Origin of the sequence: Chryseobacterium sp. WG23 (assembly GCF_024586575.1) — a bacterium.
Classification (GTDB): Bacteria; Bacteroidota; Bacteroidia; order Flavobacteriales; family Weeksellaceae; genus Chryseobacterium.
Window position 1 is genome coordinate 103,699 of record NZ_JALCZE010000005.1, and the last position, 16,609, is coordinate 120,307.

Below are 16,609 nucleotides of genomic sequence, written 5' to 3' on the forward strand. Positions count from 1 at the left end.
AAAATTACTACCAGGCTTTAATCGCTTTACTGTGATAAAAACAGGACCGGAAATTTTTCTCCGGTCCTGTTAAACAAGATTAAGTGTAAAATTTAGCCTTTAAAGGCAAAAAGGATAATTCAAATGTGTGCAGATTTTTATTGATTCTTAATCTATGTTTAAGGGAATTGATAATAAAGGGACTTTGTTTTTGTAAGCCATTATTATTGTTTTGCTTCTGTGGAAAAGAGATTCCACAAGATTGTATTTATAAGGAACCATTGTCAGTAAATCCGAATTGGTAAGTTTCACTTCCTCTTCAATCGCCTTGATGATTTCTATAGACTGGATCATTTTAAAGCTGTATTTAATATCATCAAGATCATATCCGGAGTTCAGATCAATATCATGGATGACCTCTGTAAAATCTTCCAGTCTCTCACTTACATTGAACACTTCAATTTCAGCTTTGAATTCATTGATGAAATTGTAAATATCGTCCATGGCAGACCAGGTCATGCTTTTGTGGGTGTCATAGGCAAAAAGAATTTTTCTGATTCCTGTATATTCTATGTGAGCCGGAATGATTAGTACAGGTTTTTTGAGCCGGTGGATGGTTTTGGTGACAATATTTCCGAGCAGTCTTTGTTCAAGTGTTTTCTCCGCCATACCCATGACCACAAAATCACCGTTATTTAGCTGGATACAGTTTTCAAGCTCCTCAATAAAGTTCCCTGAAGCCAGATAATACTGTGTTTCCAGATCATATAAGCTTCCCAGCTGAGCAGCTTTCTCCGAAATTTTCTTTTGATTTTTAAGCGTTTGCTCATGGAAAAAATCAGCAGAAACCTGGGCGTTTAAAGCATGAATAGAAACGGTCTGTAAGTGGAACAGAACAATCTTATACTTATTTTCTTTAGCCATAGAAGCTGCATAATGAGTAGCATTTTCTGCTTCTTTGGAAAAATCTGTGCAGACAATTATTGTTTTCATTGTACCAAAATTGATTCTGTAAAACTATAAGACAAAACCTTTCTATGGTAGTAAAAAGATGGTGACATTGCATAAAATGATGATGAAATGTCTTTTTAAGGTGATGAACCGTTAGCCTCCATTTTAAGTCGTCTATTTTACGCTTCAGGTACCGTTTTGTCCGTCTCGTCTGAAATGGAAGATATTCTTATAAAATCTATTTCTATATTTACAGCCGTAAAGCTCCCCATATGAACAGGATTTCTACATTCAGAAAAAATATAGTACGGAATAAAAAGATTCTTTCTGCAATGAAAAGAAGGCTGGCTATATGGGCTATAGCGGTTATTACCTTTTATGTTTTTTCCTATCTGATTGATCCGTTTGATCCGGCCTGGCAGATCTATTTGAAAGAACCGCTAAAGGTGATTGTGGAAGATATTCTGTGGATATTTCTCTTTTCCGTTGTTATCTCCGAGGTCAGTATATGTATTGACAGAATGCTCAATAGGCTGCTTCCATGGAGTAACAGAACGGTAAAGCGTCTGCTTCTTCAGTGTATTATACAGATTGTGGGAAGCGTGCTGATCGTTATTATCATTAACTTTATTATTGACTGTACATCAGTGAATTTACCGGAAATGGATGCCCGGAAAGAATATACGTTATTGGGACAGTGGATTGCTACCAATATTGTAATATCACTTACCATCAGCGCATTTAATACAGTGGATTATTTATTGGAAAACTGGAAGAAAACAGCCGTGGAGGCGGCTCAGCATAAACTGAGGGCTTCAAAACATAAACAGGCTGCTATGGCGGCGGAACTTCAGGCTCTTAAGCTGCAGATAGATCCCCATTTTATTTTTAACAACCTCAGCGTACTTTCTGAGCTTATTCTGGAAGATCAGCAGCTTGGCTATGAATATTCAGAGAAGTTTGCGAGGGTATACCGATACCTTCTTGTAAATTCTAAAAAAGATATTATAGCTCTGGAAGAAGAACTGAAATTTTTAGAATCCTATATTTTTCTAATTGAAAAGAGGATTGGAGAAGGAGTTGTGTTTAAAATTGACATTCAGGAAGAATACAGGTCCATGTATACTCTTCCGCTATCGCTGCAGCTATTGGTTGAAAATGCTATTAAACATAACCAGACCTCAAAAGCAAATCCTTTGGAAATACAGGTTTATACAAATTCTGATAAGGAACTCGTTGTTGCCAATACATTTCTGCCATTAATTAATAAACCGGATTCTTCAGGGGTGGGGCTTGCCAATATTGTTGCTAGATATGAGATCTTGGGATATATAAAACCCATCATAGAAAAAACCGAAAATCAATTTATTGTAAAACTCCCATTGATATGAAGCTCAATAAAATTTTAATAATAGAGGATGAAAAGCCTAATGCTGACAGGTTAAAAAGGCTATTGCTAAAGCTGAGACCTCATGCGGAAATAGTATCTGTAGAAGAGTCGATTATCTCGGCAGTAAACTGGCTTGAAAATAATCCTGCTCCAGATATGATTATGATGGATGTAAGGCTGGCAGACGGATTAAGCTTTGAGATATTCAATAAATTTGAGATAAGAAGTCCTGTAATTTTTACAACGGCATATGATGAATATGCAGTACAGGCTTTCAAATACAACAGTATAGATTATCTTCTGAAGCCTATAGAAGAAGAAGAACTTGAGCTGGCTTTAAGACGTTACGAGACTTTTATAGAAACAGTGCCATTTGTGGGAACAGCCATTGAAGGACTGCTTAATTATATCCAGCCTAAAGACTACAGGAAGCGTTTTCTTATCCCACATCGGGATGGTTATAAAACGGTTTTGTCTGAAGATGTTTTATACTTTTATACAGAATTGGGAATCAGTAAAGCCATGCTGAATACAGGGAGTATTGAAAATGTTCCCCAGACCCTGGAAGAACTTGAAAAACAGCTTGATCCGAAGTTCTTTTTCCGGGCCAACAGGCAGTTTATTATTCATATAGACGCTGTGAAACAGATTTTCAACCATTTTAACGGAAAGCTGAAGCTGGAATTGAGAAAGCAGCCTGAAATAGAGGTGGTTGTGAGCCGGGAGAAAGCTTCTGCATTCAAATCCTGGCTGGATTACTAGTCTATAGATTATTGAAAAATATAAGGTTGCTTTTCAGAAAAGCAACCTTTTTATTTGGTGAAAATTGACAGGATTGAAATGAATCAAGCGCACTTACATCAATACACCTTCTCTTGACGCAAAGTTCCTTTTATTACGCTTGATTTAAGTGAGCCAAGAATGAATCGATAGAAATCGATTTTGATAAACTAACTTTTTTATATCGTTTATTCAGCGACAAAGTCGCCCTTCTTTGCTTACTTAAAATAGAACATCCGAATTATTATTCCTTTGCGTAAATAAAAGGATATTTCCATCCTATTTTCAAGTCAAAATATAAGAATTACATATTTTATTTATGTGTACAGGTTTCTGGATGTCATCCAAATAAGAAGTTTTAGATTTAATCCAATTTACTTAGTTCCCCAAGTTTATAACCTGATCCGGTGAAATTCCGGAACGTTGAAGTTTTTCCACTAAAAATATTCTTTTTATGGTTTTCATTACACAAAAACGCTCTTTCTTTCATTTTTAGTATCATACACTTCACCTGCGATTAATTACGTTTCACTTGATTTCTACATGAATTCCCTGGGTATATGCATTTATTTTGCCCCTGTAAAATTTAAAATCAAATGTTATGAATTACAGAAAAGGATATCTGGTACTTTCACTTACAGCTACAGCAGTATTATTATTATATTCTTGCGGTTCAGGTAGTCGGGAAAATACCCAGCAGACGCAGGCATTACCTACGGATTTTATCCAGGTGAAGTCCGGAAATGAAGATGTTTCTATAGGATATCCCGGGAGCATAGAAGGACAGGATAATGTAGAAATTAAAGCTCAGGTGACAGGATATCTGGAAGCAGTATATGTGAAAGAAGGTCAGTATGTGAGCAAAGGGCAGACCCTATTTAGAATTAATCCTTCTGTGTACAATGAACAGGTGAATACCAATGCGGCAGCATTAAAATCAGCATTGGCAGCTCAGGAAACAGCAAGATTGGAAGTTGAAAAACTGAGACCTCTTGTAGAGGGAAAGGTGGTTTCCGATATGCAGCTGAAAACAGCTCAGGCAAACTTTAAAGCGGCCTCTGCACAGGTAGCACAAGCACAGTCTTCATTGGGTTCATCAAAGATTAATGCCAATTTTACTCATATCAAAGCACCGGTAAGCGGATATATAGGAAGAATCCCTAATCGGGTGGGTAATTTAATCAACCCTTCCGATGCTTCACCGCTGACAACGCTTTCCAATATAACGAGTGTAAATGTTTATTTCTCCATGAATGAGGCAGATTTTATAGCTCATAGCCGGGCAGCTGCCTCAGGAAAAAACACAGAGAATGTAGAACTTATTTTAGCCGATGGCTCTGCCTATTCTTACAAAGGAAAACTGGAGAATGCCAGCGGAAATTTTGATAAAAATACAGGAAGTATCCAGATGAAAGCCGTATTCCAGAACCCGGATAAATTACTGAGATCAGGAGGTACAGCAAGAGTTATGATCCACAACGATCTGGATGGTGTTATTAAGCTTCCGAAAATATCGGTAAAAGATATTCAGGATAAATTCTTTGTATATAAACTGGAGGGTAAGGATAAAGTAAAAATGTCCCAGATTGAAATTTCAGGAAGTACCTCTCAGGATTACTTTGTAAAAGAAGGCGTACAGGCAGGAGATAAAATAGCGGTTAACAGAATAGACGTCCTTACAGATGGGGCTCCCGTAGCCGCTAAAGTGGTTCCTTCAAAATAGTTTTCATAATCATTCTTAGAAAATTCGAAAATGTTAAAAAAGATAATTGACCGTCCGGTACTGGCGACGGTAATATCCCTGATCATCGTGATATTAGGGATCATAGGATTAAACCAGCTGGCGGTGACCCGGTTTCCGGATATTTCACCACCTACAATCACGGTTTCAGGATCTTATCCGGGAGGGAACAGTGAAACGGTAATCCGTTCTGTAGTTACTCCTTTGGAAGAACAGATCAATGGGGTGGAAGATATGCAGTATATGAAATCTACCGCGAGTAATGACGGGACATTTACCATCTCTATCATATTTAAACAGGGCGTTAATGCGGATCAGGCAGCGGTAAATGTTCAAAACAGGGTACAGCAGGCTACCCCGATACTTCCCCAGGAGGTCATAAGAATGGGATTGACAACTTCCAAGCAACAGAACAGTATGGTGTTGATTTTCAATATCTATACAGAAGACAATAAGCAGTATGATGAAACCTTCCTGCAGAATTATGCCAATATCAACCTTATTCCCCAGGTAAAAAGGGTAAAAGGAGTTGGGCAGGCTCAGATTTTTGGAATTAAGGATTACTCTATGAGAATATGGCTTAACCCACAAAAGATGTCTTCCTACGGACTTGAGCCCTCAGATATATCGGCAGCCATTGCAGATCACAGTTTGGAATCTGCACCAGGTAAACTGGGGGAAGAATCTAATGCAGCATTGGAATATGTAATCCGATACAAAGGAAAAAAGAATAAACCGGAGCAATATGAAAATATTATTGTCAAAAATGACGGAACCAATGTCATCAGGCTTAAAGATGTTGCCCGTGTAGAATTTGGATCCATCTCCAACAGTGGCGATAACCTTTCTAATGGGAAAAATGCGGTTACTGTAGCGATTATGCAGACTACCGGATCTAACGCCAATGAAATTGAAATAGGAGTTAATAAAGCCATTGACCAGCTGTCAAAATCATTTCCTCCAGGCATAAAATATACAAAGGTGCTGAGTACCAAGGAAAGGCTGGATGAGGCGACGGGACAGGTGAAATCTACTTTGATAGAGGCATTTATCCTTGTATTTATTGTAGTGTTTATCTTTTTACAGGACTTCAGGTCTACGATTATTCCGGCCATTGCAGTTCCTGTAGCGATTATCGGGACGTTCTTTTTTCTTTTGGTATTAGGATTTACAATCAATGTACTGACGCTTTTCGCGCTGGTTCTCGCCATCGGTATTGTGGTTGATGATGCCATTGTAGTGGTGGAAGCTGTTCACAGTAATATGGAAGGAACAGATCTCTCGGGAAGAGAAGCTACCCATAAAGCGATGAGTGAAATTACGGGGGCGGTTATCTCTATAACCCTGGTCATGTCTGCCGTATTTATTCCTATCGGGTTTATGTCCGGTTCAGCAGGAATTTTCTATAAGCAGTTCGCTTATACCCTTGCTATTGCAATTATTATTTCAGCAGTTAATGCTCTTACTTTAACTCCGGCTTTATGTGCCGTGTTCTTGAAAAATAATCATGCACACACAGGAGAAGGCGGGAAGCCAAAAGGATTCGGACAAAGATTCGCTGTAGCATTTAATGCAGGGTTTAATAATATGACGAACCGTTATGCAAAAGGAGTAAAGTTTTTAATAGAAAGAAAATGGATTGCAGCAGGATTGATCGCTGGAATTATCGGCCTGTCGGCCTGGTTGCTGTCGAGTACTCCCAAGAGTTTTGTACCGATGGAAGATGACGGGTTCTTTATGTACTCATTAAGTATGCCTCCCGGAACAGGGCTCACCAAAACAACAGAGGTTTCCGATAAAATTAATACGATTTTAAAAAGTGTAGACGCCGTTCAGGAAAATACATCCATTACAGGATATAACCTGTTAAGTAATAGTGCCGGCCCTGCTTATGCAATGGGGTTTGTGAAATTGAAGCCTAAAAAAGAAAGAGGCGCCGTTCAGGATATCGATGAGATCATGAATGTTGTTAGTGGAAAACTGGCTGAAATTAAGGAAGGAAGCGTAATGAGTTTCAGAATGCCTCCGGTAGAAGGATACGGAGTAACGAATGATGCAGAGATTGTACTTCAGGACCGTATGGGTAGAGATCCTCAGGCTCTGAAAGCAAAAGCAGATGATTTGATTGGCCAGCTAATGAAAACTCCTGAAGTAGCCTATGCTTATACCATGTTCCGGGCAGATTATCCACAACTGGAACTTGAAGTTAATGAAGATAAAGCTAAACAGCTGGGAGTAAGCATCTCCAATTTATTGGGAACGGTACAAACGTATTTCTCAGGAGATCAGTCTCAGAATTTCTCAAGATTTGGAAAATTCTATAGAGTCAATATCAAAGCGGATGGAGTTTTCAGAATGGATGAGCAGGCCTTCAATGATATTTTTGTGAAGAATAATAAAGGAGAAATGGTTCCTGCCAATACCTTAATCACTTTGAAAAAAGTATATGGACCCGAGTCTGTGAACCGATATAACCTTTATAACTCGTTAAACATTAACGTTGTGCCAAAACCGGGAGTGAGTAACGGAGAGCTGATGGGCAAAATAGAAAAAACACTGGAAAAGCTGCCTTCGGATTACAGTTATGAATGGACGGGATTAAGTTTAGAAGAAAAGTCAGCAGGAAATCAAACCGTTGTAATTCTTGGGCTGTGTTTACTTTTCGTTTACCTGCTTCTTGCCGCCCAGTATGAAAGTTATATTCTTCCTTTAGCTGTAATGCTTTCCATCCCAACAGGAGTAGTAGGAGCTTTCTTAGGAATAAAAGCGATTGGTTTTGATAATAATATCTACGTACAGGTAGGTTTGATCATGCTGATCGGTCTCCTCGCGAAGAATGCAATCCTTATCGTAGAATTTGCAATCCAGAGAAGGAAGGCAGGACTCTCTATCCTGGATTCTGCACTGGAAGGCGCTAAGGCAAGGCTGCGCCCTATTATTATGACCTCACTGGCTTTTATTGTGGGAATGATTCCCCTGATGATTTCCACTGGTGGAATGGCTTCAGGAAATAAATCGATCAGTGTAAGTGCTGCGATAGGAATGTTGAGCGGAGTGGTTTTAGGAGTGTTTGTAATTCCTGTACTGTATATGTTCTTTCAGTATCTCGATGAGAAGTTTTCGTCCAAAAAGAAGTATGAAACGATAAAAAATGAATTGACAAATGAGAATATTTAATATAAAGAATTTCCTTATTTCAGGCGCAATGTCATCAGTACTGGTGTCTTGTGCCGTGGGAAAACCTTATACAAGAACAGAGCTTCAGGTACCGGAACATTATAAAGAAGCTGTACAGGTAACCGGAGATACGGTAGTTCTTCCGTGGAAGACTTTCTTTAAAGACCCTAAGCTGATAGGTTTAATAGACAGGGCGCTGACGAGAAATAATGAAGTACATGTAGCTCTGAAAAATATAGAACAGCTGGATCTGATCTATAAACAGGCTAAGTTGTCCCTTATGCCAACACTGGACCTCTCTGCAGGAGCCAACAGAAGCTGGGCATCCAAAAATACACTTAATGGCTCCCTTAATGAACAGTTTGTAGGAACGAAATATATGGATGATTTCAGTGCAGCGCTAAGGCTTTCCTGGGAAGTTGATATCTGGGGTAAGGCAAAAATGCAGAAGGAGTCTGCTGCAGCCGAATATTTTGCCCAAAAGGAAAACCTGAATGCCGTGAAAAGCAGAATCGTTGTCCAGGTGGCACAGGCTTACTATAATCTGATAAGTTTAGATGAACAGTTAAAAATAGCTGAACAAAATATTGAGCTAAGTAACAATACCCTGACAATGATGGATCTCCAGTTTAAAGCCGGGCAGATCAATTCATTGGCGGTTCAGCAATCGGAAGCTCAGAAGAAAACGGCAGAGCTGCTGATTCCTCTGGCAAAACAGAATATTTCTATTCAGGAAAATGCATTGAGCATTCTTTGTGGAGGATATCCGGATAAAGTGGAAAGACGGGGAACACTAAAAACAATGATTCCTGAAAATAAACTGTCTGAAGGACTACCGGCGCAGTTATTGAGCAGAAGACCGGACTTGAAAATGGCAGAACTCAATGTTGTCAGCCTGAATTCAAAAACAGGATTAGCGAAAGCAGCCATGTATCCAAGCATCAGTTTATCTCCCCAAATAGGGGTGAACTCCAATAAGTTCAGCTCATGGTTTGATATTCCCGGTTCTATCACCAAGGCAATTGCGGCTAACCTTGCGGCCCCTGTTTTTCAGAAAAAACAGCTAAAGACAGCATATGAAACAGCCTTGATAGAGCAGGAAAAAGCTGCGATCAGTTTTAAACAGTCGGTAATGACCGCTGTTGGAGAAGTATCTGATGCCATGGCAAAATCTAAAGGATCCTCTGAAAGATTACAGCTTTTAGAGCAGAGGACAGCCATTTTAGATAAAGGAATTAATGATGCACTTAAGTTGTATAAAAGTGGTATGGCAACCTATTTAGAGGTAATAACTGCCCAGAATAATAAACTTCAGAATGATCTTGAAGCTATTAATGTTACTCTTGAAAAGTTAAATGCTGAGGTAGATCTATACAGAGCATTGGGCGGAGGAGTAGAGTAGAAGGTAAATGAGTGGTCAATACGGGAGGAAGCTATATTATATGGCTTCCTTTTGTTTTGTAGAATCAGTAAGTGTAAATTTTTATCGTTGTTAATCAGTGTTTTATGAAAATAGTATTCTTTTTTTTGAAAATTCATGCAAGATTTTAAAAGAACGGGATTTATATAAGTGAGTACTCAGAATAAAAAATGTTTAATGTAAAAAATAATGTAATGAAGAAATTTACAGTACCCAGAATTTTTATGACTGTTTTAGCAGTATTAGCAGGTCTCACTTTATTTTCGTGTCTTGATAATGACAGTCCGGAGATACCTCCTGTAAAGTTGGAAGACCTTAAAGGAAACTATAAAGGAAGATTGATCACTGTACAGGGTAATTCTAAAACAGAGAAAATAGTAGATTTTAAAGTAAAGAAAGATACCATCTCGTTTGCTGAATTTCCCATCAAAGAAATTGTAAAGTCTGTAGTGAAAGACCCTGCAAAAACAGAAACGGCCCTAACGGCAATTGGAAAAGTGAAATATGACCTGCAGTATACCGCAACTGTGAATACCAATAATAATGTTGTAGAACTTGTTTTTACTCCTAAAGTATTGGAATTTAAAATTCCGGTAGATGGCGTAAATAAGAATACGACAGTTGTATTAACAGCCAAGCAGAAAGGATTTTTTGTAGGAATGGATCACTCATTAAGATATGCTTTAGCTGCTGAAAAGATTACAGTAGACGGCGTGATATTGGATCCTTTTGAGACTATTAATTATAATTTTCCACTCTGTATAAAGAACTAATTAATAAATATTACCAAAAATGGATTGTGTTTTATATGATGCAATCTATTTTTGCTTAAAAATTTTAATCAATACCCAATCGGATACGGCAGCTCTACATGGAGGAAAATAAAGAACAGATTTTGGTAAAACACCTTCTTATGAAGGAGGAAGCCGCATGGAAAGAGCTTTTTGGAGCTTACTCCGGTAGCCTTACCTATATCTGTTCCCGTTATCTGGCTGAAAAGGAGGATGTTCATGATGTACTGCAGAACAGTTTTATCAAAATGTTTCGCTCAATAGACTCTTTTGAATACAGAGGAAGCGGTTCTTTGAAAGCATGGATGACCCGGATTGTGGTCAATGAATCTTTGAAACATATTAAACAGAATACTACAGATACAAAATCAAAAGTTGAGATAGAGGATCTCCCGGATCTTCCGAATGATGAAGAGCCTGATTTTGAGGAAATTCCAAAGGCTGTTATTATGGAAATGATACAGTCGCTTCCGGATGGATATAGAACGGTTTTTAACCTGTATGTATTTGAAACAAAAAGCCATAAAGAAATCTCCAGGCTTTTGGGAATTGCAGAGAACTCTTCTGCCTCACAGTTTCATCGGGCAAAAGGATTGCTTGTTCAGAAAATAAAGGAGTTTAAAATGTCAAAAAAAGCACAATATGAATAATGAATGGTTAAATAACCTGCGAAGCAGAATGGACGACCATGAAGAGGATGTTCCGGAAGGATTGTGGGATGACATCAGAGATGAATTATTCTCTGAAGAAGATAAAGATAAGATGATTGCCGGCTTTATTCCTGAAGAGCAACATGAAATAGGAAAGAATAATGGCCGCAAAGTAATCGACAGACGTTTGTTTTACCGTATTGGTGGTGCAGCCGCTGCAGCCGTATTGCTGTTTTTTGTGCTGCAGATTGACTCCCATATTGAAAGCCCTGAAAGAATTTCAAAGAATGCAGATGGCTTTAAAGAAAAGGGGAAAAAGAATATTGAGACAGGAAATGCAAAAGGTGATGAAGGTTATATTGTTGAAAATAAAGTAGATAAGGAGGTTTCGTTGGCGGAAACAACTATAGAAAGAACTTTAAAAGGAATACATGACATACAGTTCTTCAATAAGGAAGTGAAGAGCAATACAGAAGTGGCTCAGGATGCAGTAAGAGTTCCGGAAACAAAAATGTGGGCTCAGCAGGAGACTGAAATTTCTCAAAAACCTCTTTTAATTGAGAAGACGGTAGTTGGACCAATGAAAGAGAAAGAAACTGATGAAGTACTCTTCAAGCCAGAAAAGAAACAGGAAAAATACGCGGAAAACAAAAAACACAAATCTGATCAATCATGGATGCTGAGCATGCTCACAGGAAATGCATCTTCGAATGCTGCAGAACAACAGTTTCCGGGTTATGCTTCTATGAGCGGAAAACCAATGAATATTGAACAAGTATGGACTGCCTCTACTTATGATGATAATCCGCTTACCGAAGTATTGCTGGCCAACCAAAGCCAACCCGTAGAAGCGAAGATCCGTCATAAAGTACCGGTTACTCTGGGGCTATCCCTTTATTATAATTTAGGGAAAAGATGGGGAATCGGAACAGGGCTGAATTATACAAAACTGTCCTCAGAACTTCATTCCGGAAGCAGTACCAATTATATAAAAGGAGTACAGACGGTGCATTATATAGGAGTACCCGTTCAGGTTAATTATAATGTAGTTCAGAAAGGCCGGTTTACAGGCTATGTTACCGCAGGTGCACTCGTGGAAAAACCTGTTGGGGGGAACCTTACAACAAGCTATGTGGTAGATGATGAAATAAAGGAGACTACAAAGGAAAGCATTGATAATAAATCTCTTCAGTTTTCAGTAAATACAGCGGTTGGACTTCAGCTGAAAGTTATTGACAGATTCGGAATTTATGCAGAACCGGGGATTGGATATCATTTTAAAGAAAACAATGCCCTGAATACGGTTTATAAAGAAAAACCTTTACAGTTTAATGTAAAGTTCGGGATCAGATTACTGCTCGATTGAATATAGACTATTGATCACACCTAACATCAACTTAAATGTATAAATATGAAAACAAGACTAATTTTTTTAACATTTTTAGTATTCAGTGTGCTGAGTATCAAAGCACAGTGTAACCCTACGATTACCAGCCCAAGGCTAGGCGTACAATTCCCGGACAAGATTTTATTCTGTAATGTAGAAGATGAAATACTTTCTACACAGGCATTCGGCAGCTATCAGTGGTACAAACAGGAATGGACCTGGCAGACTCCCAATAATAATCCGTGGGTAGCAATTCCAGGAGCAACCTCACAACAGCTAACGATTAATGGAAATGATCAGTTGTTTTATTTTAAAGTAGCCGTTACACAAGGGGACTGTACTGCAGAAAGCCCGGCAATTATGGCAGATGGATTTGTGTATGGTCTTCCGGCGATGATGTCTACCTATACACCGGGAACGTATGAGGAAGTGGATCTTGGAGTAGTGAACGTATGTAACGGGGCTTCTGTAAAGTTTGATGATATATTTCCTGTTGTATATGGCAATCATACCTGGTTTAAATGTGTTCCGGGCAGCAATCCTCCGGTTCCGGGAGATCCCTGTATTATCGCTGGGGCGAACGGGGATTCTTTGACCGCTACAGAAACCGGAAAATATGGATTCTATGCCTGCACAGAGTACTGTCCGGACCAATGTGAAATGTTAGATCCTTTTTCTTTCGTACAGCTGAATTTCGGAAACTGGGATTTCTGCGAAAATTTAGGAACTGGAGAAACAAAACAAAAGGATAATAATCTGAAAATATATCCGAATCCTACAGCACAGTTCCTTTATATCGGAAAAGAGTCTGATAAAGGTTATAAAGAAGTTACCATTATAGATATGTCCGGAAAACTCGTGCTGCAGAAAAACGATCACAAATACAATCAGGCCATTGATGTAAGCCATCTTGTCCCTGGAAGCTATATCATTGTTTCTAAAGCTTCAAATGGAAACATTTATAAAAATAAATTCATAAAAAAGTAAAAGATTAAATAATCTTTTTTGTTAGTTTTAAAGTGGAGGATCGGTACAATTTATTTGTACCGATTTTTTTAGGGCCATGTAATCTGAGCCCATAAGAGAAGCCCGGAGACCCCAGTGTTATGGTAAAGATGTCCCGCGAAAACTTAGCAAATAATTATTATCCTCATGTTTATCAGACCGTGTATCCTTCACCTAATAATAATGGTAAAATTTGGAGAAGGCAGGCAATAAACCAAACAATCTGGGGAGATTTTATTGAAATCTCATAAGTGCATAATAAAAAGGTTCCGGAGATTATCCGGAATTTTTTTTTGCATGTACTTCGTTGATATGTTTTAGTTATCCCTATTTTTTTATAGAATATTATTAATATAAAATTCAATTTCCTAAAATAGCTTATTGGTTATATTTACTTTAAAAAACACACCCATGCTAATAAAAATTTATGGAAGTGCCATTCACGGAGTTGCCGCTCAGACAATTACCATTGAAGTGAATGTAGATACCGGCGGAGTGGGATATCACCTGGTGGGACTTCCCGATAATGCAATCAAAGAGAGCAGCTACAGGATATCTGCGGCCCTTAAAAATGTAGGCTACAAAATCCCCGGAAAGAAAATTACAATTAATATGGCACCTGCAGATCTCAGGAAAGAAGGATCTGCTTATGATCTGAGCATTGCCATTGGTATTTTAGCTGCTTCTGATCAAATTCTGGCCGAAGAAGCCCAGCATTATATCATTATGGGCGAACTTTCTTTAGACGGAAGCCTTCAGCCGATAAAAGGTGTTCTTCCTATCGCAATTCAAGCCAGGGAAGAAGGCTTTAAAGGCATTATCCTTCCGGTTCAGAATGCACGTGAGGCCGCAATTGTAAGTGACCTTGAGGTGTATGGAGTGCAAAATATCAAAGAAGTCATTGATTTTTTTAATGAGGGAAAACCCCTTGAAAAATTAACATTAGATACCAGAAAAGAATTTCAAGAGAAAATTAATGATTTCCCTTTTGATTTTTCTGAAGTGAAGGGACAGGAAGCGGCGAAAAGAGCTATGGAAGTTGCCGCAGCAGGAGGACATAATATCATTATTATCGGACCTCCGGGAAGTGGAAAAACCATGCTTGCTAAAAGAGTTCCCAGTATTTTACCTCCACTGACTCTGAAAGAAGCGCTGGAGACCACAAAGATTCATTCCGTAGCAGGAAAAATTGGAACAGAAGCTTCATTAATGACTGTCCGGCCCTTCAGATCCCCGCATCATACTATCTCAGACGTTGTTGTATAGAATGTGGTGTATCTGTATATTTGCAGGAAAATCAACTGTATGTTAGCTATCTATGCAAGACTCTCTCAGGACAAAGGGGATAATCTAAGTTCAATTGAGAACCAAATACATTTCGGAAAAGAGTATGCGAAGAAATTAAATGTAAGTTACAAAATTTATAAAGATGTTGGTGTGTCTGGAACATTACCAATAGAGAAACGTCCCGAACTATTTAGATTAATACAAGATATTGAAGCAAAAGAAATCACAATTGTTTTTGCTTATGACCAATCAAGAATTGAACGAGACCATATTGTTTGGAATAGTTTATGGTTACTTTTCCAAAAAAATGATACTAAACTCTATTTTCATTCAGGAGGAGAATTCAATTTTGATTCCCCTGACAATTTTCTTGCTTCAAATGTCCTATCCGTTTTTAATTCATTTTTTGTTAAGTTAACAAAGCAAAAGGTTGTAAATGCATTACAAAAGAATGTTGAAAGTGGAAAAGTTCACGCCAGTCCTCCATTTGGTTATACTAAGGATTCTAATAAGTTGTTGATTATTGACAAGGAAGAAGCAAAAATAGTAGAAAGAATCTATGCAATGTCATTGGAAGGAAAAGGAACAGATAAAATAGCAGAAATACTAAACTTAGAAGGGATATTAACTGCTTACAGTAAACTAGAAAAAGGAGGAATATACAAGATTAGAGACAGATATAATCCCAATATCATCACTGAAAGAAAAAAGAGTGATGCTAAGTGGAGAGGAAGAACAATACAAGGGATTATCAAAAATACTATTTACAAAGGAGAGAGAATTTGGAGAGGAAAACCTTACCATGCCCCTACAATTATTGATGAGGTTTATTGGCAAAAAGTCAATGATAACTTACAAAAGAATAGAAACAATACTGGAAAGAAAGTTGAGCATAAATACCTGTTAAAAGGTATCATTAAATGCCATTGTGGTAAAAATATGTATGGAAGAAGTAGAGTTGATAAAAGAGACCATACTTACATTTGCTCATCACGAAGAATCAAGGGCGAAAACTGTGGAAATAGAGCCATAAACATTGATAAAATTGAAAACATCATTTGGGAACATTTCTTTATAAAGGATGAGCTTTTAAAGCTTTTAAATGAAGCTTCAAATTCAGGAAATTCGGTTTTGGAAAATCTTTTAATTGAAAGAAAACTTTTGGAAAAGAAGTTAGAAAATAATGAAAAAGGCAAACAAAGTTTAATAAGGTCTGTTATGAATGATGTACTTACTGATGATGAGGTTAAGCTTGAAATAGAAAAGATTAGAAATGAAAATAGCAAAATTAAACTTCAAATTTCAGAAATTGATTTGAGAACATATAATTTGAAAGATTTTGAAAGCTTAATTATTGAGACAAAGGAGGATTTTAAAAAATATTCTTTGGAGACTGATTTTGAGATTAAAAGAAATCTTGTACATAAATATATTGATAAAATAGTTGTTACCTACAATGAAACAACTGAATTCCCTAATTGTTATTCTTTAGAGATTGGATTTAAAAACGAGATAGTTAGGGAGAAATATATTTTTAGGGTTAAAGATGGTTATCTATTTTCTTTTAGAGACAGAGCAATTAGAAAACTTGTAGGTTCAGAAATACAGTATATTGTAAGTTTTGAAGACATAAACGAACAAAGTCTTCACACTCAAAATGGAATATTATTAAAACCACATTTTGACCATGGAGATGGTCTTGAATTTATTAAAAATACATTTATTCCTTATGGTGAAATAAGAAGTTGGACTCTTGAGAAAGTTATAGAATTTTACAATTTAAATCCTCATTGGCTCTGTAATGATTCTGGACTTAATATCTATGCACTAGATAAGCCAGCCTCACTTTATAATTTGTTTGTAGAAAAATATAAGGGATATAAAAATGAAGGAGTAAAAGAGTGGTTTACTGCTGTATTTGAAGGACATTTGAATGCTGTAAATAGTAGATTTAATAAAATGTAATTTGGTTTAAGTTATTGAATACTCTTGATAAAATCATCTTTAAGACGACAAGTTTTGTCGTTTCCATCATATACTTTTGTCTAAAT

The 16,609-nt window shown here is 37.4% G+C and carries 11 protein-coding genes and 1 pseudogene; 11 read left to right on the forward strand and 1 reads right to left on the reverse strand.

What is annotated here, in order from left to right; all coding sequences use genetic code 11:
* Window positions 1–147: 147 nt before the first annotated feature.
* Window positions 148–972 (reverse strand): universal stress protein, encoded by an 825-nt coding sequence (locus MP477_RS09235; RefSeq protein WP_257190186.1) that lies wholly within the window; start codon window positions 970–972, stop codon window positions 148–150.
* A 230-nt stretch (window positions 973–1,202) separates the two neighbouring features.
* Here MP477_RS09235 and MP477_RS09240 point away from each other — a divergent pair, with 230 nt between their 5' ends.
* The 11 genes and pseudogenes from MP477_RS09240 (at window position 1,203) to MP477_RS09290 (ending at window position 16,523) form a co-directional block, all read left to right on the forward strand.
* Window positions 1,203–2,321, forward strand: coding sequence for a sensor histidine kinase (locus MP477_RS09240; protein ID WP_257190187.1), 1,119 nt, complete (start codon window positions 1,203–1,205; stop codon window positions 2,319–2,321).
* On the forward strand, window positions 2,318–3,082 hold the full coding sequence (locus MP477_RS09245; protein WP_230033369.1) for a LytTR family DNA-binding domain-containing protein: 765 nt from the start codon (window positions 2,318–2,320) through the stop codon (window positions 3,080–3,082). The genes MP477_RS09240 and MP477_RS09245 overlap by 4 nt, the downstream gene beginning before the upstream one ends.
* Before the next feature lie 619 nt (window positions 3,083–3,701).
* Window positions 3,702–4,823 carry an efflux RND transporter periplasmic adaptor subunit gene (locus MP477_RS09250; RefSeq protein ID WP_257190189.1) on the forward strand — a complete coding sequence of 374 codons (1,122 nt, stop codon included), beginning with the start codon at window positions 3,702–3,704 and terminating at the stop codon, window positions 4,821–4,823.
* A gap of 30 nt (window positions 4,824–4,853) precedes the next feature.
* Window positions 4,854–8,018 carry an efflux RND transporter permease subunit gene (locus MP477_RS09255; protein ID WP_257190190.1) on the forward strand — a complete coding sequence of 1,055 codons (3,165 nt, stop codon included), beginning with the start codon at window positions 4,854–4,856 and terminating at the stop codon, window positions 8,016–8,018.
* Window positions 8,005–9,420: an efflux transporter outer membrane subunit gene (locus MP477_RS09260; RefSeq protein ID WP_257190191.1), complete on the forward strand. Its 1,416-nt coding sequence runs from the start codon at window positions 8,005–8,007 to the stop codon at window positions 9,418–9,420. The genes MP477_RS09255 and MP477_RS09260 overlap by 14 nt, the downstream gene beginning before the upstream one ends.
* A 212-nt stretch (window positions 9,421–9,632) precedes the next feature.
* Window positions 9,633–10,211, forward strand: a complete 579-nt coding sequence (locus tag MP477_RS09265) for a DUF4840 domain-containing protein (RefSeq protein ID WP_230033377.1) — start codon at window positions 9,633–9,635, stop codon at window positions 10,209–10,211.
* Between the two features lie 140 nt (window positions 10,212–10,351).
* The gene (locus MP477_RS09270) at window positions 10,352–10,879 is read left to right on the forward strand and encodes an RNA polymerase sigma factor (protein ID WP_257190192.1); all 528 of its coding nucleotides are present in this window, start codon (window positions 10,352–10,354) and stop codon (window positions 10,877–10,879) included.
* On the forward strand, window positions 10,872–12,245 hold the full coding sequence (locus MP477_RS09275; protein WP_257190193.1) for a PorT family protein: 1,374 nt from the start codon (window positions 10,872–10,874) through the stop codon (window positions 12,243–12,245). The genes MP477_RS09270 and MP477_RS09275 overlap by 8 nt, the downstream gene beginning before the upstream one ends.
* Window positions 12,246–12,290: 45 nt before the next feature.
* The gene (locus MP477_RS09280; RefSeq protein WP_257190194.1) at window positions 12,291–13,253 is read left to right on the forward strand and encodes a T9SS type A sorting domain-containing protein; all 963 of its coding nucleotides are present in this window, start codon (window positions 12,291–12,293) and stop codon (window positions 13,251–13,253) included.
* A 429-nt stretch (window positions 13,254–13,682) separates the two neighbouring features.
* Window positions 13,683–14,534: pseudogene (locus tag MP477_RS09285) on the forward strand (YifB family Mg chelatase-like AAA ATPase); the annotation flags it as partial.
* A gap of 42 nt (window positions 14,535–14,576) precedes the next feature.
* Window positions 14,577–16,523: a recombinase family protein gene (locus MP477_RS09290; protein WP_257190195.1), complete on the forward strand. Its 1,947-nt coding sequence runs from the start codon at window positions 14,577–14,579 to the stop codon at window positions 16,521–16,523.
* Window positions 16,524–16,609: the final 86 nt, after the last annotated feature.